The 21,058-nt window shown below is 71.6% G+C and carries 12 protein-coding genes; 6 read left to right on the forward strand and 6 right to left on the reverse strand.

Annotation, left to right across the window (positions count from 1 at the left end):
- Window positions 1–11: 11 nt before the first annotated feature.
- On the reverse strand, window positions 12–671 hold the full coding sequence (gene grpE, locus U3653_RS00690; RefSeq protein ID WP_195080848.1) for a nucleotide exchange factor GrpE: 660 nt from the start codon (window positions 669–671) through the stop codon (window positions 12–14).
- On the reverse strand, window positions 668–2,515 hold the full coding sequence (dnaK, locus tag U3653_RS00695; RefSeq protein WP_195080849.1) for a molecular chaperone DnaK: 1,848 nt from the start codon (window positions 2,513–2,515) through the stop codon (window positions 668–670). Before dnaK ends, grpE begins: the two co-directional genes overlap by 4 nt.
- A gap of 379 nt (window positions 2,516–2,894) precedes the next feature.
- Here dnaK and U3653_RS00700 point away from each other — a divergent pair, with 379 nt between their 5' ends.
- A complete protein-coding gene (locus tag U3653_RS00700; RefSeq protein WP_195080850.1) occupies window positions 2,895–4,058 on the forward strand; it encodes a zinc-binding dehydrogenase in 1,164 nt (387 codons plus the stop codon).
- 6 nt (window positions 4,059–4,064) lie between these two features.
- On the opposite strand, the gene U3653_RS00705 is transcribed toward U3653_RS00700, so the two are convergent.
- The 4 genes from U3653_RS00705 to U3653_RS00720 all read right to left on the reverse strand — a co-directional run bounded on the left by U3653_RS00705 (window position 4,065) and on the right by U3653_RS00720 (window position 12,168).
- Window positions 4,065–4,709, reverse strand: a complete 645-nt coding sequence (locus U3653_RS00705) for an HhH-GDP family DNA glycosylase (protein ID WP_195080851.1) — start codon at window positions 4,707–4,709, stop codon at window positions 4,065–4,067.
- Window positions 4,710–4,833: 124 nt separating this feature from the next.
- Window positions 4,834–6,387: a dynamin family protein gene (locus tag U3653_RS00710; RefSeq protein ID WP_195080852.1), complete on the reverse strand. Its 1,554-nt coding sequence runs from the start codon at window positions 6,385–6,387 to the stop codon at window positions 4,834–4,836.
- A complete protein-coding gene (locus tag U3653_RS00715) occupies window positions 6,384–8,246 on the reverse strand; it encodes a dynamin family protein (protein WP_195080853.1) in 1,863 nt (620 codons plus the stop codon). The genes U3653_RS00710 and U3653_RS00715 overlap by 4 nt, the downstream gene beginning before the upstream one ends.
- A 37-nt stretch (window positions 8,247–8,283) precedes the next feature.
- The gene (locus U3653_RS00720; RefSeq protein WP_195080854.1) at window positions 8,284–12,168 is read right to left on the reverse strand and encodes an IniB N-terminal domain-containing protein; all 3,885 of its coding nucleotides are present in this window, start codon (window positions 12,166–12,168) and stop codon (window positions 8,284–8,286) included.
- A 297-nt stretch (window positions 12,169–12,465) separates the two neighbouring features.
- Between U3653_RS00720 and U3653_RS00725 the strand changes: the two genes are divergently transcribed.
- The 5 genes from U3653_RS00725 (at window position 12,466) to U3653_RS00745 (ending at window position 20,941) form a co-directional block, all read left to right on the forward strand.
- Window positions 12,466–14,250 (forward strand): Hsp70 family protein, encoded by a 1,785-nt coding sequence (locus tag U3653_RS00725; protein WP_195080855.1) that lies wholly within the window; start codon window positions 12,466–12,468, stop codon window positions 14,248–14,250.
- Window positions 14,243–16,828, forward strand: a complete 2,586-nt coding sequence (locus U3653_RS00730; RefSeq protein ID WP_195080856.1) for a LuxR C-terminal-related transcriptional regulator — start codon at window positions 14,243–14,245, stop codon at window positions 16,826–16,828. The genes U3653_RS00725 and U3653_RS00730 overlap by 8 nt, the downstream gene beginning before the upstream one ends.
- A gap of 47 nt (window positions 16,829–16,875) precedes the next feature.
- Window positions 16,876–17,982 (forward strand): hypothetical protein, encoded by a 1,107-nt coding sequence (locus tag U3653_RS00735; protein ID WP_195080857.1) that lies wholly within the window; start codon window positions 16,876–16,878, stop codon window positions 17,980–17,982.
- A 163-nt stretch (window positions 17,983–18,145) separates the two neighbouring features.
- Window positions 18,146–19,504 (forward strand): S1 family peptidase, encoded by a 1,359-nt coding sequence (locus U3653_RS00740; RefSeq protein WP_195080858.1) that lies wholly within the window; start codon window positions 18,146–18,148, stop codon window positions 19,502–19,504.
- 174 nt (window positions 19,505–19,678) lie between these two features.
- Window positions 19,679–20,941, forward strand: coding sequence for a S1 family peptidase (locus U3653_RS00745; RefSeq protein WP_323124686.1), 1,263 nt, complete (start codon window positions 19,679–19,681; stop codon window positions 20,939–20,941).
- Window positions 20,942–21,058: the final 117 nt, after the last annotated feature.

Genomic DNA, 21,058 nt, shown 5'->3' on the forward strand with positions numbered 1-21,058 from the left:
CTCTCGCGTCCTTATTGTTCGTTCGCGCCGGCATCAACATCCGATGCCTCTTCAGTCGGTGGAACAGCGTTTTCCTTCACATCGGCCACGCCGTCGGTTACCCCGACGAGCGCGTGCCGAAGCACCCTATCGCCGAAGCGATAGCCCTTGCGCATCACAATGCCGATCACCGGGTCGTGGCCGGAGCCCTCGTGCTGCACGGCCTCGTGCAGGGTCGGGTCGAAAGGCTCGCCCTCCGAACCGAACTCCTCGAGACCCTGCTTGAGCAGCGCGGCCGACAGCTTGTCGGCCACCGACTTCAGCGGGCCCGCCTCCAGGTCACCGTGCGCCCGCGCGCGGTCGAGATCGTCGAGCACGCCGAGCAGCTCGGTGACCACCGACGCCTTGGCGGCATCGATCGCGGCCTTGCGGTCGCGCTCGACCCGCCGCCGGTAGTTGGCGTACTCCGCGGTCAGCCGCTGCAGGTCGGCGGTGCGCTCGGCGAGCTCGCCGCTGATGGTGTCGGCGAGGGCGTCGCCGTTGCCGGTTTCCACGCCCTCGTCCGCCTGCGGGGCCTGCGCGGCCGCGGCGCCGTTGTCCGCGGCCTGCTGCCGGACGTCACCGGTCTCCGGATCGATCTTCCGGTTGTCGACGAAGGTGATCGGCTCCTTCTCGGAGTTGGCCTCGGTCACTTCTTCTCCGTGTCGACCGGCTCGTCCACGACCTCGGCGTCCACGACCTGGTCATCCGACGCGGCGCTGGACGCGCCGTTGCCCTGCGCGGCGGCGTCCGCCGCGGAGGCCTCGTAGATGGCCTGGCCGAGCGCCTGCGACTCGGTCGCCAGCTTCTCCACCGCCGCCTTGACCGCGGCGATGTCGGTGCCCTTCAGCGCCTCGTTCGCCTCGGCGATGGCCGCCTCGACCTTGGTCTTGACGTCCGCGGGGACCTTGTCCTCGTTCTCCTTGATGAACTTCTCGGTCTGGTGGACCAGCGACTCGGCCTGGTTGCGGGTCTCCGCCTCCTCGCGACGCGCCTTGTCCTCGGCCGCGTGCGCCTCGGCGTCCTTGATCATCCGGTCGATCTCCTCCTTGGACAGGCCGGAGCCGTCCTGGATCTTGATCGTGTTCTCCTTGCCGGTGCCCTTGTCCTTCGCGGTGACGTGCACGATGCCGTTGGCGTCGATGTCGAAGGTGACCTCGATCTGCGGCACGCCGCGCGGGGCCGGCGGGATGCCGGTCAGCTCGAAGGAGCCGAGCAGCTTGTTGTGCGAGGCGATCTCGCGCTCACCCTGGAACACCTGGATCTGCACCGACGGCTGGTTGTCGTCGGCCGTGGTGAAGGTCTCCGAGCGCTTGGTCGGAATGGTCGTGTTGCGCTCGATGAGCTTGGTCATCACGCCGCCCTTGGTCTCGATGCCCAGCGACAGCGGGGTCACGTCGAGCAGCAGGACGTCCTTGACCTCACCCTTGAGCACACCGGCCTGAAGGGCGGCGCCGACGGCGACGACCTCGTCCGGGTTCACGCCCTTGTTGGGCTCCTTGCCGCCGGTCAGTTCCTTGACCAGATCGGAGACGGCGGGCATACGGGTGGAGCCGCCGACGAGCACCACGTGGTCGATGTCGGACACCTTGATGCCCGCGTCCTTGATCACGGACTGGAACGGCGCGCGGGTGCGGTCGAGCAGGTCCGAGGTGATCTTCTGGAACTCGGCGCGGGTCAGCTGCTCGTCGAGGAACAGCGGGTTCTTGTCCGCGTCGACGGTGATGTAGGGCAGGTTGATCGAGGTGCTCTGCGAGGAGCTCAGCTCGATCTTGGCCTTCTCGGCGGCCTCACGCAGCCGCTGCATGGCCATCTTGTCCTTGGTCAGGTCGATGCCCGAGCTGGCCTTGAACTTGTCGACCAGCCACTGCACGACCCGCTCGTCCCAGTCGTCGCCACCGAGGTGGTTGTCGCCGGAGGTGGCGCGGACCTCGACGACGCCCTCGCCGATTTCCAGCAGCGAGACGTCGAAGGTGCCGCCACCGAGGTCGAAGACCAGAATGGTCTGTTCCTTGTCGCCCTTGTCCAGGCCGTAGGCCAGCGCCGCCGCGGTGGGCTCGTTGACGATGCGCAGGACGTTCAGGCCCGCGATCTGGCCTGCTTCCTTCGTGGCCTGCCGCTGGGCGTCCTCGAAGTAGGCGGGCACGGTGATGACCGCGTCGGTGATCTCCTCACCGAGGTAGGCCTCCGCGTCGCGCTTCAGCTTCATCAGCGTGCGGGCGCTGATCTCCTGCGGCGTGTACTTCTTGCCATCGATCTCGACGGTCCAGTCGGTGCCGATGTGCCGCTTGACGGAGCGAATGGTGCGGTCGACGTTGGTGACAGCCTGGTTCTTGGCCGGCTGGCCGACCAGTACCTCGCCGTTCTTCGCGAACGCGACGATCGACGGGGTGGTGCGCGATCCTTCCGAGTTGGCGACGACGACCGGCTCGCCGCCTTCGAGAACGGCGACGACCGAGTTCGTGGTCCCGAGGTCGATTCCGACCGCACGAGCCATGGTGGTTCCTCCTAATTGACGTACCAATGTGTGTCGGTGCCGGGCGAAAACCGCCCTGTGACGCCGCGAAGGACGCCGCGAGACCTCGCCCCTAGCACCTCACGGAGCACGGCCCCAGCAACACTGAGCGTGGTCGGCTCAATCCTGCCCCGCAGGAGTCTCGGAGTCAACCGAAACTTGAGTCCTGCACGCTCAATCTTGTCGAATAGCTCAACGGGCGAGTCGCGCGTTTAATTCCCCGGAGGCGGCACGTAGCTGTGATCTGCGTCATAAATCGAGGGCGCTGGACGGCCCCCTGAGCGAGTGCGGCCGGGATCGTGGCCGCAGTAGGGTGACGGCGGGGCACCCCATCCGTGCGCCGTCGATCCGAGGAGTCGCCATGAGGGCCGCCGTCGTCACCGCCGCCGAATTCGAGGTCACGGAGGTGCCGACGCCACGGCCCGGTCCGGGGCAACTGCTGATCGACGTGGCGCGCTGCGGTATCTGCGGCTCCGACCTGCATGCCCGCACCCATGCCGACGAACTGGCCGACCTGGCCGTGGCCACGGGCTACGACCACTTCATGCGTTCGGATCAGAGCGTGGTGCTCGGCCACGAATTCAGCGGCACCGTGGTCGACTACGGGCCGGAGTGCAGGAAGCGGTGGAAGACGGGAACGCCGGTGGTGGCCCTGCCGATCGTCCGGCACGGCGGGCAACCCCACCTGGTCGGACTGTCGACCGCGGCGCCCGGCGGTTACGCCGAACAGGTGGTGGTCCAGGAATCGATGACCATGCCGGTGCCCAACGGGTTGTCCGCCGAGCACGCCGCGTTGACCGAGCCGATGGCGGTGGCCTGGCACGCCGTGCGCAGGGGCCGGGTCGGCAAGGGGCAGACCGCCTTCGTCATCGGTTGCGGGCCGATCGGCCTCGCGGTGATCAGCATGCTGAAGGCCGCGGGCGTGCGCACCGTGGTGGCCAGCGACTTCTCCCCGCGCCGACGGGAACTGGCCACGGCGTGCGGCGCCGACGTCGTGGTGGATCCGGCGACCGAGTCACCCTGGACGGCCGCACCGAAGAAGGGACGGATCAACGGCGTCACCGACATCCTCGGACTCGGGTTCGACACCATGGAACGCTTGCGGCGGGTGCCGAATCTGCCGTGGTGGTACGTCTTCCGCCTCGCTCACACGGTGAACGCGGGACCCGCCGGTCCGGTCGTCTTCGAATGCGTGGGCGTACCCGGGATCATCGATCAGATCCTCGCCGCCGCGCCTCCGCTGTCACGCGTTGTCGTGGTCGGGGTCTGCATGGAGACCGACCGCTTCCATCCCGCCATGGCGATCAACAAGGAGATCGAACTGCGGTTCGTGCTCGGCTACGACCCCGGCGAGTTCCGCGACACCCTGCACATGCTCGCCGAGGGAAAGGTCGACCCGAGCCCGCTGATCACCGGGACCGTCGGGCTGGACGGCGTCGCGGACGCCTTCGCCGCGCTCGGCAACCCGCAGCGGCACGCGAAGATCCTGATCGACCCGCGCGCAGCGGGCGCCGCCACCGCCTGAGCTCGATCAGGGCGCGGCGGCCAAGACCTCGTCGGCGATCTTCTCGTCCAGCGTCACCCGCACCAGCGCGGCGGCGAGTTCGGCGGTGTGGTGATCCGGCGCCAGCCGCGCCAGCCGGTCGGGATCCTCCGGCAACTGGACGCGCTTGGCGCCGCGCAGAGCGCGTTCGTCGAAGTGCGGCCGGACCCAGGTCCAGATGTCCTGGATCTCGCGCAGGAAAATATGGGCTCCGGTCGGACCGATCCCGTCGAACTCTTGCAGCAGTTCCGCGGCGCGCTGCGGGTCGTTGTCCGCTTTCTTCGCCAGTTCCCGCAGGTCACCGTGGTAGCGATCGAGCAGGCGCAACGCATTGTGGTGCAGTCGCGTCGCGGTGCTCTCGTCGTAGCGGCGGTAGTTCCCTCGCCCCAGCGCGTCGACCAACTCCTGCCACTGCGCGTCCGCGACCCGGTGCGGCGTCCGGTAGCCGCTGCTGATCAGTTCTCGCGTGGCCCCGATCGCGATCTCCGCGGAGATACGGGCGCTGAGCAGCTGGGAAAGCATGAGCAACTGGAAAAGTGCGGCCGGTTTGTCGTCGAGGGTGATGCCCGCTTCCTCGGCATATCCTGTGCCCGCACGGACGAGCAATTCGTGTACGACGTCCTCTTGGCTCATCGTTACCTCCTCTCGCTACCACGGCGCATACCCGGCCCCACGGCGACTACACCGGCGGCGGTGAGCGGGGAATACGCCCGTCGCCGCAGGTCACGGCGCTTCGGAGGCGGTATTCACCGGCCGATCATTCCGGCAGCACGCTCAGCGTGCCTTCCGCGCTGCGAGCGGCGGTCAGGCACGCCGTGGCGGTGAATTGGTCGGCGAGCGGGTGACGCGCCCGCGCGCGCCATTTCCGCACCGCGGCCATCGCCTGGGCGCGCTGCGCCGGCAGCGGCGCGTCGGCGGGGAGACCCAGGCGCAGATGCGGTGCGATCCCGGAGCCGCCGATGAGGCGGTGCAGCTCGGCGAGAACGTCGGCGGGCAGCGCCAGTTCGTCGGTGCGCAGGCGGCCGAGCAGGCGCAGCTCGGCGAAACCGTGTACGTCCGCGAGCAAGGTGCGCACCCTGGGCAGCAGGCGATCGGCCTGGGTGCCTCGGTAGGCGGTCAGCACCCGGGCCAGCGCGGTCAGCGCGGAGTGCGCCTTGAGCTGATCGGCGCGCTGACCGAACTGCACGTCCAGCACCGAGCGCAGTTCGTCCACGCCGCTGCGACTGGTCAATTCGGCGGCAAGGGTGGCCGAGTCGCGCACGCCGAGCCGAATCAGCGTGACCGCCATCCGGATGCCGAACAACCCGAACCGCTCGGCGAGCTGGGCGCGCAGCTCCGGCGGGACCGGAAGCGGCACGTCGGCGCGCGCGAAACGGTCCGCCGAGAGCAACGCGGCGCTCAGGTCGTCGACCGGGACCCGCGCCAGCGCCTCGAAAGCCGCGAACTCCTGCTGACGCAGCGTCGCCGCGGCGAACGCGAGCAGCCCGGCGACCGGGATCACGGCCTGGCACAAGCCCGTCCGTTCCAATTCCCCGGCGAAACGCGCGGCGACCTCACGCGCCGAGTGCAGCGCGTCGATGCGGCCGGCGCCGATCTCGTCGGCCCGCGAGACCACCCCGACAATGCCCAGCGGACCCGGCGCGCCCGGTCCGCCGTTGGCGGCGGCGGTGCCCGCGCCGACGCGCTCGAGGAACTGCACGTCCGTCGCGTCCAACCGGCGCAGCAGATAGACCACCGCGTCGGCGCCCGGAATGGCGATGCTCTGCTCGGACCGCTCCTCGTCCGCGCCGGGGGTCAGCAGACGCGCGGTGCGCCGCGAGACCTCGCGCGACAGCGACGAGGTGCCGGGAGTGTCGATGATGGTGGTGTGCGCGAGCGTCGCGGCGGGCCACTCGACTTCGAGATGGTCGACCTCGCGCGGGGCCGGGGCGTTCCAGTTCAGTCGGTCCAGGTCGAAGGTCAGCCCGTGCGTCCCGCTGCCGCGGCGGACCACTACGTGCGCGCGGGCGCCGTCGGGGGCGTAGGCGGTCACGCTGGGCGTGGAACCGTACCGGTACCAGGTGACCACCCTGGTGCACTCGGTCGCGTCGGTGGGAGCGATGTCCTGTCCGACAAGCGAATTCAGCAGGGTGGATTTGCCCGCCTTGATCGAACCGGCGAGCGCGACCCGCAGCGGCTGATCCAATCTGCGGGCGCAGTCGGCCAGCAGGGCGCGCGGCCGCGGCTCCCCCGCGAGCGCTGCCTGCGCCGCCCCGACCAGCCGATGCGCCTCGGCGACGATTCCCGGCACCGCGTCACCATCACGTCTCACGGGGTTACCGTACCGGCGGGTCCCATCGGTAGTGCGGTCTGCATGGCATCGGCGTAGCGGCGCAGTTCGGCGACCACGCGCAGCTGCTGTTCCAGCTGCGCACCGCGTTCGGCGCGGCGGGTGGCCACCATGTTCGCCGCCTCCTGCGCGGCCCGCAGCGACTCGTCGATCGAGCGCAGACTGCGTTCGGCGACGCCGGCGTAGTGGTCGCGCAGGGCGCGGTGGATCCGGTGCAGCCGATCCTTCGACTCCTTGCCCGCCTGGAACGCCACATCGTCGACGAAACGGCGCACCGCCGCCTTCGCTTCGTTGCGCCGCTTGGCCAGCCTGGCCTGCTTGTCGTCGCGGAACGCCTTGCCGCCCACGATCAATCCCGCGCCGATCGAGATCGGGTTGAGCATCGCGAGGCCGGCGAAGGTGCTGGCGAGCCCGACCATGAGCACGCCGCCGTAGGAGCCGCGCATGCCGACGAGCAGCTTGCTGCCGAAACCGATGTCCGGCTCGAGATCGGCGAGCGTGCCGGTGACGGCGCGGCCGGTGTCGGCGCCGGCGCCGGGGCGCACGTCCGGCAGGTCGACGGCGCCCAGTTCGGCGAAGTGCTCGGCGACGCGCTCGGCGAGCTGGATCGCGCGCGCGTGGGTCCACAGCAGGTTGTCGCCGAGCGCGGTGTCGACGGTGCCGGTGAGGTGTTCGGCGATGCGGTCCCAGTGCCGGCCTGGATCGTGCTCGTCGATCCATTCCTCGGTGGTGCGCGCGAGATTGCGCAGGCGGTCGCGCAGATCGTGGTCGACGTCCCCGGCCAGGTCGGTGATGCCGTCGGCGAGCGTCTGCTGCCAGGCGGCGGTCCTGCGGTGCAGTTCCTCCGCCGCGGAACGGGCGGATTGCAGCTCGCGTACCGCCGCCGCGCCCTGCGCCGGATCGCGGACCGCGACCAATTCACTGCCGAGAGCCAGCGCGAGATGCTCGGCGGCGGACCGGATGTCGCGGGCGACGGCGGTGCGAGTGGCCAGCTGATCGCGCGCGACCACCTGGTCGCGCAGGAAGGTGTACAGCACGCCGAAGCCGGATTCGACACCCAACTGCGGGTCCTGCAACCGCATGGCGTGACTGCGCAGCAGCGACGACACCGGGATCATCGGCACGTCCAGGCGGGCGCGCGCGAGATGGCCCAGATCGGCTTCGTGCACCTGACGCCAGTGCGGGTACAAGTCGGTCTTGGTGAGCAGCAGCGCCACCGTCGGGCACAGTTCCCGCACCTGCCGCAGGAACGCCAGCTCGGGTTCGGTGAGTTCGGTCGAGGCGTCCGAGAGCACCAGCACCGCGTCCGCGGCGGGCACCAATCCGAGCACGCCTGCCGCGTGGGCATTGCCGTGGCCGCCGACGCCCGGGGTGTCGATCAGCACGATGCCATCGGCCAGCAGCGCGTTGGGGATCTGCACCTCGAGGCGCACGATCCGCCGCCCCTGCGCGATCGGGGCGCGCTGGTCGATCGCGCCGATCTCCGCGATCGGCACCGCCACCCTGGTCTCCGCGCCGCTGGAGTCGCCGTGCGCCGCGAGCACCAGCTCCGCGCGCGGCTCGGGACCGTGCGCGAGCAGCATCGGGACCGCCGTGGTCGCGTCGTCGCCGACCGGGCAGATGTCCAGGTTCAGCAGCGCGTTGACGAAACGGCTCTTGCCCTGGTCGAGCTGCCCGGCGACGACGATGCGCCGCCGCGGGTCGCGGACCCGGTCGGCCGCCACTTCCAGGCGGCCGACCAGATCGTTGCGGCCGGCGGCGCGGGCCGCCGCGATGGTTTCACCGAGTACCGACAGCAGCGGTACCGCCGGTGGAGTGGCGTTCGGCGCGGGTGTCCCCATCGCGGTATGGACCTCTTTCCGTATTACCGGGCAACTGTCAGTGCAGGAATGTATCGCCACCCAGCTCGGCGCCCGCCGAACCGCTGAACTCCGTGCCCGCGTGGCTCTCGCCGAACAGGCCCGCGTCGGCCTGGCCGCTGGCGGAGCTGTCCAGGCCGGAACCGAAAGCGCTCGACACGTCCAGCGAGGACCAGGTGTGCGCGGTCGAGCCGACGCTGCCGCCGAGACCGGCGCCGGTGTCCACCGCACCGTGCGCCGCGCCGCCGGCCGAGCCAGCCAGCCCGGCGCCCGCGTCCGCCGCGCCGCTCACGCTCGAGTGCGCCGCACCGCCGAGTCCGCCCGTGGCGTCGAGACCCGAGGACAGGCCAGAGCTCGCGTGCGAGCCGACGCCGCCGTCCAAACTCGAACCGAGATGCGCTCCCGCGCTCGACGCGCCCTCGAGACCACTCGACAGACCCGCGCCCACATTGCCCGCGCCGCCGAGGCCGGTTTCCAGACCCGAACCGGCCGCGCCCTGGATGCCGGTGGAGAGGCTGGAACCCGCGTGCGAGCCGACGCCGCCGTCCAAACTCGAACCGAAGTGCGCTCCCGCGCTCGAGGCTCCTTCGAGGCCACTCGACAGACCCGCGCCCGCGTTACCCGCAGCGCCGAGTCCAGTCTCCAAGCCCGAACCGAGATGCGCTCCCGCACTCGACGCGCCATCGAGACCACTCGACAGACCCGCACCCACGTTGCCCGCAGCGCCGAGTCCGGTCTCCAGACCCGAACCGGCCGCGCCTTGAATTCCGGCGGCAAGTCCTGCACCGGCTTCCGCACCCGCGCCCAGTCCAGTCGACAGGCCCGAAGCGAGCCCGGCCGAGAGGCCCGAACCCGCCTGAGCGCCGGCATCGATGGCGCCGGTCAGCCCGGTTCCGAGGCCCGTACCGGCCTGTACCGCGCCGCCCACGCCGGTGGACAGGCCCGTTTCCAGGCCGCTGGCACCGTGCGGCCCCGCATCGAACGCGCCACCGAGCCCGCTCTGCAAGCCCCCGCCGACCTGCCCACCGGTGTGCAGCGAGCTGTCCAGTCCACCGCCGAGTTCCGCGCCGGTGTTCACGGCCGCGCCGAGACCCGTCGCGAGCCCGGTCTCCAGACCCGCCGTCGCCTGTGTTCCGAGGTTTCCGGCACCGCCGACGGCGGAGGAGAAGTTGCCTCCGAGCCCCGCGGCCGCGTTACCGGAACCCTGGGCCGCGGAACCGATTCCGCCGGTGAGCCCGGTGGCCGCCTGCCCGCCGGAATCGAGCGCGCCGCCAAGGCCTGCCTCCAGACCGGACCCGATCTGCGCACCCGCGTCGGCCGCCCCGTGCAATCCGGTGGACGCTCCAGCGCCGAGACCGGCACCCGCCTGCGCGCCGCCTCCCAGCGCCGCGTCCAGACCGGTGGTCACCTCACCGGCGCCGTTCAGCGCACCTTCCAGACCCGCTCCGGCGCCGAGGTCACCCGCCGCACCCGCAGCGCCGCCGAGCCCCGCACCAAGACCGGCGGCCAAGTCCGTCGCGGCACCCGCAGAACCATCCACAACCCCTCCCAGGCTCGTCCCCAGACCGGTCGACGCATCAACCGCACCCCCGAGCCCAGCCTGCACACCGGTGCCAACGCCCGCGGCCGCATCCGCAGCGCCACCGAGATTCGCACCGAGACCAGCGGTCAAGTCCATCGCAGCACCGGCCGAACCATCCACAGCCCCACCAACATTCGACCCCAAACCGGTCGACGCATCAACCGCGCCCTCCAGCCCAGCCTGCACACCGGCACCGATACCCGTCGCCGAATTCGCGGCGCCGCCCAGCCCCGCATCGACACCGGCGGAACTATCCACAACCCCTCCCAGGTTCGCGCCCAGGCCGGTTGTCGCGTCCACGGCTCCTCCGAGGCCCGCACCGAGGCCCGTGGTGACATCAGCCGCGCCGTCTAGCCCCGCACCGAGACCGGCATCGACAGCACCCGTGATGCCCGCGCCGAGATCGGTTGTCGCGTCGACGGCCCCTTCGAGTCCCGTACCCACACCGGTGCCGAGGTTCGCCACCCCGCCAATCGCGCTGTCGATACCCGCCGTGAGATCGGTCGCCGCACCCGCGGCTCCACCGAGTCCCGCACCCAGGCCTGTGCCGACGTCAGCCGCACCACCCAAGTTCGCGCCGAGGCCGGTCGTCGCGTCGACGGCGCCTTCCAGACCAGCGCCAGCCCCCAGCGCCGCATCCAAACCCGTGGCCAGGCCACCCGCGGCGGCGCCTCCGACACCCGCGCCGACATCAGCGGCACCATCCAAGCCGGCACCGAGCCCGGTCGTCGCATCGATGGCGCCTTCCAGGCCGCCACCTACCTGGGCACCAGCTCCCAGCGCCGCATCCACGCCTGTAGCAAGGCCGCCCGCCGCATCGACAGCTCCGCCGAGACCCGCGCCGAGGCCGGTCGACGCGTCGGCAGCACCCTCCAGGCCCGCGCCGAGACCTGCGGTCAGATCAGTGGCCGCACCCGCGGCCCCGCCCAGACCCGCACCGAGACCCGTGGTGACATCAGTCGCGGCGTTCAGACCGGCACCGAGTCCCGTCGTCGCGTCCACAACGCCTTCCAGTCCAGCGCCGACACCGGTGCCGAGCCCCGCGGTCACATCGGTGGCCGCGCCGAGGCCGGTTTCGAGGCCCGCGCCGATACCGGTGGTGAGGTCCACCGCGCCACCGACCGTGCTATCCAGACCAGCTCCGAGGCCGGTCGTCGCGTCCACAGCGCCCTCGAGACCCGCGCCGAGGCCCGAGGTCACGTCGGTCGCCGCGCCGAGACCACCTTCCAGCCCCGCGTTCAATCCCGCGGAGATGTCCGTGGCGCCCTGCACAGCACCCTCCAGACCTGCGCCGACACCCGTGGTGATGTCCGCCGCGCCACCGATGGCGGTTTCCAGGCCTGCGCCGAGGCCGGTCGTCGCGTCGACGGCACCTCCGATACCGGCGCCCAGACCTGCCCCGAGGTCAGCGCCCGTCTGCACAGCGCCGCCGAGGCCTGCGGTCAGATCGCCCGCGGCGCCCGCCGCGCCTTCCAGACCCGCGCCGAGCCCGGTCGTCAAACCGGTCGTCGCGTCGATCACCCCGCCGAGGCCCGCGCCCAGATCTGCGCCCGCCTGCGCACCGGCGCCCAGAGCGCCTTCCGGGCCCGTGGTCAGACCGGTCGCGGCGTCCACCGCGCCTTCCAGCCCAGCGCCCAAGCCCGCCGCCACGTCCGCCGCGCCTTCCAGGCCCGCGCCGAGGCCCGCACCCGCGCCGATCGCCGCGTCGATACTGGTGGAGAGGCCGGTCCCCAGTCCGGCGGCGATGTCTCCCGCCCCTTCGGCGTCCAGATCGAGGCCCGCGCCGATGCCGCTGATCACCTGGGCGCCCGCGCCGAGCAGGCCGCCGACGGCGGCGGACAGGTCGGCGCCCGCGTTCACCACGGTGTCGAGGCCCGCGGCCAACCCGGCGCCCAGACCCGCGCCGATCTCCAGCCCGGTGTCGATCGCGGTGTTCAGTCCGCCACCGACGTCGACGCCCGTACCGACACCGAGGTCGACATCGAGGCCGCCACCCGCACCGCCGCCCAGATCCACGCCGAGATCGGCGCCCAGGTCGACTCCGGCATCCGCCACCGCCGCCGCGCCAACGGTGCCCGCCGCGCCGATCGCGGCGGCCGTGCCGGTCTGCGCGCCCGCCGCCACGATGGACTGCAACTGGGAGCCGCCGGTGACCAGCGCCGACTCCGCGACCATCGGGGCGCAGAGGGCGATGTCCTCGGGGGTCACCGCGCTCAGGCCCGCGGCGGCCAGCGCCTGGGTCGGGTTGGCGCAGTACGCGACCGCGGCTTCTTGGTTCCGCAGCAGACCGAGGATGAACTCCAGAATCGCGTTGGGTGTCATGAGAATCTTCTCCTGAGTCCCGGCGGACCTCGCTGATCCGCAGTCGTTGGAATGCAAATCACGCTAGGAGCGCATCGCGTTACGCCGAAACGGGGCGAACCCCTACTACCGGCCGTGGCCACCCGATAGGGGTAAGAGCGAAATTAGGGGAAATTCCCTAAACGTGCCCCTAACGAAGTAACGGCGGATGGCCAGCAACCGACAGAACGGTTGCGTCGGCAACTACAACGCCCAGCGCACCAGCTCGATACACAGCAGCGACACCGGACCTGACAGCTTCTCGAACGGGGTTCTCGAATGACACAGCGCCTGGCGCTCGGCATCACTGTCGGGGCGTCGAATTCGGTCGCCGTGGCGGCTACGGAGGATGGCGACGACGGCCTCGGCCCGTCCGGCGGCGGCTTTCTACGCTCGCATCCGAGCGTGCTGCGACTCTCGCCGGACATGGCGCCCACGCTCGGCGCGGGCGCTCGCTCCGCCGGCCGCCATTCCAGCGACGTTCTGCTGGAGGGCTTCCTCGCCAGGGTCGGCGACCCGGTGGGCATCCTCGCCGAGGACGGGTCGTCCTATTCCGCCCCCGACCTGGTAGCGACCTCGATCGGCTGCCTGGTCGACGAGATCGCCGCCGAGACCGGGCGCGGCGGCGTCCAGGCGACGGTCGCCTGCCACCCGGCCTGGTGGTCGCGGCACACCGTCGACATCCAGCGCGACGCGCTCGAGCGGGCCGGGCTCGGCGAGGTGACGCTGGTGCCGGAGCCGACCGCCGCGATCCGCTGGCTCGACGCCGCGCACGGCAGGACCGGCGACGGCGCGGTGATCGTCCTGGATCTCGGCGCCTCGGGCTCGACGGTTTCGGTGGTACGCACCGGTGAGCACGCCAGCCTGCTCGGCACACCGTTGCGCAGCACCGACGTCGCCGGCGCGGAATTCGATCTACTGACCATGCGCTATGTCCTGGCTAACGCGGTGCTCGCCGCCGATTTCGATCCGTTCGATCCGATGGTGGAACGCGAATTATCGGCTTTGCGGGAACGCTGCAGGAAAGCGAAAGAAGAGCTTTCCATAAATACCGCGACCGTTGTTCCGGTGCGGTTGGACCCCGCGGATCCGCACGGCAGCACCGTGCGGCTGGTGCGCGGGGAACTGGAAGATCTGCTGCGCGGACCGCTGCTGAGCGCGATGGACCTGATCCGCGACGCGGTGCACCGGGCCGGGCTCGACATCGGCGATGTCGGCCGCGTCCTGCTCACCGGAGGAGGCGGCGCTGTCCCGCTGGTCGCCGAGCTCGTCTCCTCCGAGTTCGGACTGCCCGTCGTGGCCGCTCCCGACCCCGAGCACACCACGGCGCGCGGGGCTGCGCTGCTGGCCGCCGATCTGCTCGCCGCCGAGACCGACCAGCTTCCCTTGGTCGCTCCGGTGGCCGAGGAAGAGACCGTGCCGCAGCCACGCGCCCTTCCCTCGGCGGGACTCGCGGCGCTGCCAGATGAGCCACCGGCGCGCAGGCGCGCACTGATCAGCCGACCGCGCATGGCGGTGGTGGCCGGTGTCGTGGTCGCCATCGGCCTGCTGGCCACCGGGACGCTCGCGATCGGCACCGGCATCCAATCCGGGCCGGACAATCCCGCCTCGACCGAGCGGTCCACCACCGGCGCCGCCCAAGTCGCCGCGACCTCGGGAGCGCAGCCGGTCGACCCCTCCGCTCCGTCCGGCGTCGCCGCGACGGACTCGGCGAGCGCCACCGGCCGACCGAAGACCGGCACCGAAGCGACGCAGGCCGGTTCCCCTTCGTCGGCGGCTGCGGGCACCACCGTGGCCGTGGTGAACAGCGAGCAGAATCCCGATCAACCCGCCCCAGCGCCTGCGGACGCCCCGGCGCAGCAATCCGCCCCGCAGCCGCAACCCCAACAGCCTTCCCCCGCCCCCGCGCCCGCACCTGCGCCGACCAACCCGCCCGCGCCGACCCAGCAGCAGCCACGGCCCACGGTGCCGAGCGCACCGAGCCTGCCGACCGGCGTGCTGGGCGACACCCTCGGCACGGTGCTACGCGCTCCCGGAGAGATCCTGGGAGGCTCCGGTGGCTGATACCGCCTTCGACACCCTTCCCTGCGCCCGGGACCTGTTCCGCGACCTGGATTCCGCCGACGACCAACCGGTGGTCTACCTGATCCGCGGCCGGTCCCAGACCGGCAAGTCGACGCTGCTCGGGGAGATCCGCGCTCGGCTGCGCGCCCGCGGCGTCCCGTTGCAGGACGACATCGCCGCGCTCCAGCACGCGCACGCGCGCAACGGAGCCCACCCGGTGACGCGCACGCCGAACCCGGGCGGCACGGCAGGCGTGACGACCGACACCGCCCGCCCGGCCCTGATCATCGACAACGCCCACACACTGAGCCAGATCGATCTCGAATATCTCTGCAACGCGGTGGAATCCGGGTCGCGCACGATGGTGATCGCCACCCAGCCGCGCCCGCACGATCCGCGGCTGCGGATGCTCGCCGACGCGGTCTCCCGGCGCGGTCGCGTCGTCGACCTGCGCCCGCTCGGCGTCGCGGACATGGCACCGTTCGCCAGGGAACTCGGCATGATGGTGCCGCGCCAAGTCGCGCAGCACATCCATGTGCAGACCGCGGGTATTCGCGGCGGCGTGGTCGCCGCGCTCACGGCCGCCTGCTCGGCGCGTCTGGACGCGGGCATCGCCGCCGTCGACACGGCCGTCGCCACGTGGGCGCGCGGGTTGCTGGAGAACCTGGAGCCCGACCTGCTGGAGACCCTGGTGGTCGCCACCACTGGCACCGGCCTGGACTCCAGCGAGCTCACCGAGGTGCTCGGCGTCGAGCAGGCCGTCGCGCAGGAACTGATCGACCGAGCCAGGGCCAGCGCCCTGGTGACCGATGCCGACCTGCTGCTGGAACCCGCCGTCGCCCCACTGCGCACGCTGCTGGGCGACCGCAGGTTCGTCGCGGTCGAGCGCCGGCTGCTCGGCGCCCGGCTGGAGGCGGGCCTGCTGCGCGACCGCACCGCGCTGCAACTGGCCGAGTCCGGCGTCCGCGATCCTCGGCTGGCCGACTTCCTCGTCGGCGCCGCCGAGCAGGCGGGTCGCGACGCGGTTCGCTATTACGCCGCCGCGGCCGCCGCGGGCGCCGAACTGGATCTGATCGCGCTGCGCTGGGCCGAGGCGGCCGCGAGGACCGGTGACGGCGACACCGCCATGCGGCTGGCCGAGCCGATGCTGGCGCGCTCGGGCAGCACCGGTGCGGAACTGGCGACGGCGGTGCGGATCTGCGCGGCGGTGCTCACCCGCCGCGGGCTGGTCGGGCGCGCGGCGCAGCTGTACACGTGGCTCGGCGGGCACCGGGTGGGCCCGGACTGGGCGGTCGGCGCCACGGTGTTGTGCCTGGCGGGCGACGTGGCGGGCGCGCACGAGATGTCCGCGTCGGCGCCGAAGTGGCCGCCCACCGAAGCGGGCGCGCACGCGCGCTTGATCGCGACCGCGCTCGCGGACACCGTCGAACCGGGCAACAACACCGCGGCGGCGGTATCGGCGCTGGTCCAGGCCGCACACGCGGACGCGGGCGTGGACCGCTTCCTGCCGTGCACGGCGGCGTCGATCGCCACGCTGCTCTCCCTCGGCACCGGCGAGCCCCGGCGTGCCCAGGACGCGCTGCGGCGGGCCACCGCGAGCGGGCTGCGCTGCCATCAACTCGACGTGCTCGCGGCCTGGACGGCGATGCTCGGCGGCGACGAGCGCGCCGCCGCCGCCACCGTCGCCGCGCTCGACCACGACCGGCTGGACATGCGCGACCGCTTGCTGGCGCACGGCGTCGCGGTCGGCCTCGCCCGGCGCAGCGGCGATCACACCGCGCTGGCTCGCGCATGGCAGGCGGCATATCCGCTGTTCGACGACGTGCAGGCCGATCTGCTCGCGCTGCTGCCGATCGGGGAACTGTGGCTGGCCGCCATCCGGATGCGCGACGAACGCCGGATCACGCCCCTGGTGGATGCCGCGCTCGAGCTGCTGCGCCGCCTGAACGATCCGCCCGCGTGGTCCAACGCCTTCCATTGGTACGGCGTGCAGGCCGCGATCGCGCACGAGAGTCCCGAGGAGCTGCTGCCGCACGCCCGCGCGTTGAAGGCCGCGGCCGAGGCGGGCGACCGGCACGCCGCCGTGCTGGCCGACGCGGGCCGCACCTGGGTGCTGGTGCTGCGCGGTCAGGTCGTCAGCGCACCGGTGCACGCGGCGGTCGCCGCGCTCACCGAGATCGGCATGACGTGGGACGCCGCCCGGCTGGCCAGCGAGGCGGCGCTCGCGACGCCCGACTCGGCGACCGCCACCGCGCTGCTCAAGCTGGCCCGCACGGTGCGCGCCGAGGCCCGCCCGCAGGAGCCGCAGACTCGTCCGGCGGCACCGGCCGCGCACAACGGCGCCGCCCCGCCGCCGCCCGTGCCGCCGCAGGCCGCGATCCTCAGCGAACGGGAACGCGAAGTGGCGGAACTGGTTCTGCTCGGGCTCACCTATCGCGAGATCGGTGCGCGCCTGTACATTTCGGCGAAGACGGTCGAGCACCACGTCGCGCGCATCCGACGCCGGGTCGGTGCCCGTTCCCGTTCGGAGTTATTGTCGATGCTCCGCGCCATGGGACACGGTTCGCTTCTGGTGTGACCGGGTGCGGTTCCGTCAGCGGGAACGCCGAAGCGAGGTAGGTGAGGATGGCCACTGGGGTTGGCCTGCGCGTCGCCGACGACGAGTGCACGGCGGTCATCGTCACCGACGGTGACGAGCAGCCGAGGTACATCGTCCGTGACTCGGTGCTGCACATGTCCGACGACGGTGACGCCGAACTGGGTGGTCCCCCTCCCACCGGCGATGCCCACTCGATCAGCGGCTTCGTGGCCGCCGTCGGCGACCCGGCGGGCATCCCGGTCGACGACGGCGAGGCCTACCGCGCCGAAGACCTCGTCGCGACCGCCTTGTTCTGCCTGATCAACCTGGCCGCCGAACATCTCAGCGGAGCCGCCGAGTTCTACGCGACGCATCCGGCGGATTGGCCGGCCGAGCAGGTGCGTTCGCTGCGGGACGCGCTGGACTACCTGGGTCTGCGCTCGGTGCTGCTGGTCAGCGAGGGTGAGCTGCCGAGCGCGGCGACCGGAGCCGACGGCAGGTCCTTCGCCCACGACGCGGCCAGAGGGGCGCTGGCGGCCGTGCTCGCCACCCCGGCCGGGGCCACCCCGCCGGACCCGACCACCGCGGAGAACTCGACGGTGGACACCATCGTCATCCCCGCCGTGCCCGCCGCCGACGCGCCGCCGCAGGCGTATTCGGCGGCCATCCCGGTCGCCGAGACGCTCGTGGCCGCGGAGCCGGAGCAGGCCCAGAAGCAGCCGCCGCCAGTGGTTCCCGCGCCGCGCTCGAAGCGCATGCCGCTGCTGATCGCGGGCGCGGCGGTGATCGGCCTCGTGCTCGGCGGCATCGTGGTGGCCCTGCTGTTCCGCGACGGCGGGGAGACGCCGGTGCCGCCGCTGCCCGACGCCAAGTCCGAGACGACCTCGGTGGTGCCCGCCCCGCCGCCGGTCGTGACCAGCACGACCACCACGACCACCGAGCCGCCCGAGCCGCCGGTGGTGATCACCGAGACCACGACGCCGGAGCCGACCACCACCCCGCCGACCACCACCAGCCAGCCGCCGACCACGACGACGCCGAGCACCACCACGCGCACCTCGACGACGCGGACCACGCCGTCGACCAACCCGTTCGGTCAGCAGTTGCCGCAGATCCCCACCATCCCCGGGATGGGAATACCGGGTAGTCGGTGATTAGTAGCGTCCTTCTCGGGTTTGTGGCTTAGAGTGTTGCGCTGACCGGGTTGTCGGATGAATTCCCTCACACCGGTCGGTTGCTGGACGAAGACTGTGTGCCAACGGATTCTGCCCGTGGCCACGGATTTAGCTGGCACGTGCGTGCCGACGAAGGGACTTCATGCGCAAGTTGGTGGCGCGTCGCGCCGCGGTCAAAGCTGTCGCCATCGCATCGACCGTTCTCCTGGCTCCCTTGTTCGGCACGACCACCGCCTCGGCGGTTCCCGATGCCCCCGCGCAGCTCGCCGCGGACAATCTCCCACCGGAACTCGTGCAGGCCATCGCACGCGATCTGAAGATGACCCCCACCGAGTACCTGGACCGCGCCGCGCGCGCCCAGCAGCTGCGCGACTACGCGCGCGAGTTCCGTTCGGAGCGGCCGGATTCCTACGCGGGCGCCTGGATCGGCACCGACGGCAAGCCCGTCATGGCGGTCACCTCGCTGGATGCCGCCAAGATCGCCGCGGCCGACGGTTACCAGACCCGGCTCGCCCCCGTGTCGGCGGACAGCCTGGAAAGTTCGCTGGTGCAGCTCAACCAGTGGATCACCGGCCTGCCGCGCGAGATCTCGCAGGCGATCAACTCCGTGGCCATCGACTTCTTGAACAGCCAATTGGTGCTCAGCGTCGCCAACACCCCCGCGGGCCACATGCTCAACCTGCCGACGCTCCTGGCCAACATCAAGGTCATCCTGTCGCCGAACAGCGGCGGCCCGGTCGAACGCAGGCCGATGGGCGGTGACACCTACATCAGCGCGCCCGGTTCGCTCCAGGACTCCTCCCTGCGCGCCGTCGACGTGTGCTCGTTCGGGTTCAACAGCGTCGACGCCTCCGGCAACGCGCTGAACATCAGTGCGGGCCACTGCGATCCGAACCTGGGCAAGGGCAACCAGGAGGCCGGCGTCTACCTGCCGAACGTCCGGGACATCCCGGCCAGCCCCGAACTGGGCACCTTCGTGCGCGCCTCGCTGGGCGGCCAGTCCGCGCTGGACTACTCGGTGATCAAGCTGAACGAGCGCGCGGTGCGGGCGGGCATGGACCAGCCCTCGGTGCGCGGCGCCAACGGCACCACGCTGGCGATCACCGGCACCGCCGACCCGATCACCGGAGCACCGGTCTGCAAGTCCGGTCAGTCGTCCACCTTCACCTGTGGCTTCGTCGTGGCCGACCGGGTGGAGACCCAGCTCTACACCGCCGAGGGCGAGAGCAAGACCGTGCGCGGGTTCGCCAGCTCGGCCTGCACGCTCGGCGGCGACAGCGGCGGCGCCATCGTGTCCGGCACGCTGGCGCTCGGCATCACCAGTGGTTCGAACGCGGCGGACGCGCCGAACTGCAACGAGGCCAACATCGCGCTGGCGCAGTACGGCGGCACCGCCTCGCTGGGCATTCCGATCCGGGCGATCCTGGCCGACATCGACGCCTCTTCCGGCGGCGGAATCGGCAGCGGCATCACCGTGCGCACCCGGCCGAACGCGAGCTGAGCGCACGCCGCGTGGTGTGTCGATCGACATATCGCCGGTCGGCGGGCTATGAGGGAGTCGGGAACCACAACATGAGTAGGCATACCGCGTCGAACCCCATATAGTCTGCTCATGCTCCTGCCACGTATAGGACCTCCCCGCTCGACTGCGCGACAGACCGTAATCCGAAAGACAGTGATCGCCGCCTCGGCGGCGATACTGCTGTTCGGGCCCACCGCGGCAGTGGCGACGGCTCAACCCGACCAGGCTCCCGGTCTGCCCGCCGAGCTGGTCGCCGCGGTGACCCGCGATCTGAAGATCTCGCCCGACGAGTACCTGCATCGTGCGGAGCTGGCGCAGCAGGTGGCCGCGTTCGCCACCACCGCACAGCGGCAGTACCCGGCCGTGTTCGGCGGCTCCTGGCTGGATGACGCGGGCAAGGCGGTCGTGGCGCTGGCGCAGGGCCCCGGCGCGGACGAGGCGAAGAAGGCCGCCGAGTCGGCCGGTTTCGAGGTCCGCAACGTCGCCAAGAGCGAAGCGACCCTGCGTGGCGAGAAGAGCGCGTTCGAGCGCTGGCTGGACGGCCAGCCGGAGGCGGTGCGTTCGCTGGTGCGTGGCGCGGTGGTGGACACCGTCAACAACGCGATCGCGGTCCGCGTGGATCAGGCGGGCCTGCCGATGCCGAACTTCATCGACCCGGCGCGCGTCATCGTGATGGCCCCGCCGGTGGCCGGCGAGCAGGGCACCTTGCAGGCCGGTGACATCGCCGGCGACGCGCGCGGCGCGCTCGCGGGCGGCGACGGCTACGCCTCGGTCGCCGGACGCAGCTCGCTGCGCTGCTCGCTCGGCTTCAACGGCACCGACCGCAACGGCAACACGGTGAACATCACCGCGGGCCACTGCAACCCGGACATCCCGTCCGCGGGCAGCGGCAACGCCGCAGGCGTCTACGAGATGAACGGCGACCGCCTCGGCGCGCAGCTGGGCGTCTTCCAGAAGTCGGTGCTCGGCGAGCAGGACTACTCGATCATCCGGGTCAACGACCAGGCCAAGGACCGCTTCGCCAACAACGGCGTCCGCGCGCCCGGCGCGGCCCCGATCCCGGTCGAAGGCGTGGCCACCCCGGTGGTCGGCGCTCCGGTGTGCAAGTCCGGCGCCCGCACCGGCTTCAGTTGCGGCATCGTCAACGCCGTCGACCAGACCGTGCAGGTCGGCGACCGCGAGCTCACCCAGAGCTTCTCGGCCAACATCTGCGCGCTGCCCGGCGACAGCGGCGGCCCGATCGTGACCGGCCGGTTGGCGCTCGGCATCTCCAGCGCGTCGTCGGTGGCCGACTACCCGATCTGCGAGATCCCGAACCTGATCGGCGCGCTCACCGGTAACGTGCCGCAGCTGTTCGCGCAGCCGGTGCACGTGGTGCTCTCGGACAACCCGGGTCTGCGCATCCGCACCAACTGACCGCGGGAACACGCGAAAGGCCGGCAGCGTCGAGCTGCCGGCCTTTCGCCGTCTCAGGGGCTTTCCGCTGCCCTTACGTGGCCCGCGCGGGGCAACGCCGCATGGCGTGCGGCAGCG

It is taken from the genome of Nocardia implantans, assembly GCF_035544775.1.
In the GTDB taxonomy this organism is placed as follows: domain Bacteria; phylum Actinomycetota; class Actinomycetes; order Mycobacteriales; family Mycobacteriaceae; genus Nocardia; species Nocardia implantans.

Coding starts and splice junctions, on each gene's coding strand:
- U3653_RS00700 (WP_195080850.1), top strand. CDS start 2,895: ATGAGGGCCGCCGTCGTCACCGCCGCCGAATTCGAGGTCACGGAGGTG.
- U3653_RS00740 (WP_195080858.1), top strand. CDS start 18,146: ATGCGCAAGTTGGTGGCGCGTCGCGCCGCGGTCAAAGCTGTCGCCATC.
- U3653_RS00720 (WP_195080854.1), bottom strand. CDS start 12,168: ATGACACCCAACGCGATTCTGGAGTTCATCCTCGGTCTGCTGCGGAAC.
- dnaK (WP_195080849.1), bottom strand. CDS start 2,515: ATGGCTCGTGCGGTCGGAATCGACCTCGGGACCACGAACTCGGTCGTC.
- U3653_RS00705 (WP_195080851.1), bottom strand. CDS start 4,709: ATGAGCCAAGAGGACGTCGTACACGAATTGCTCGTCCGTGCGGGCACA.
- U3653_RS00725 (WP_195080855.1), top strand. CDS start 12,466: ATGACACAGCGCCTGGCGCTCGGCATCACTGTCGGGGCGTCGAATTCG.
- U3653_RS00735 (WP_195080857.1), top strand. CDS start 16,876: ATGGCCACTGGGGTTGGCCTGCGCGTCGCCGACGACGAGTGCACGGCG.
- U3653_RS00715 (WP_195080853.1), bottom strand. CDS start 8,246: ATGGGGACACCCGCGCCGAACGCCACTCCACCGGCGGTACCGCTGCTG.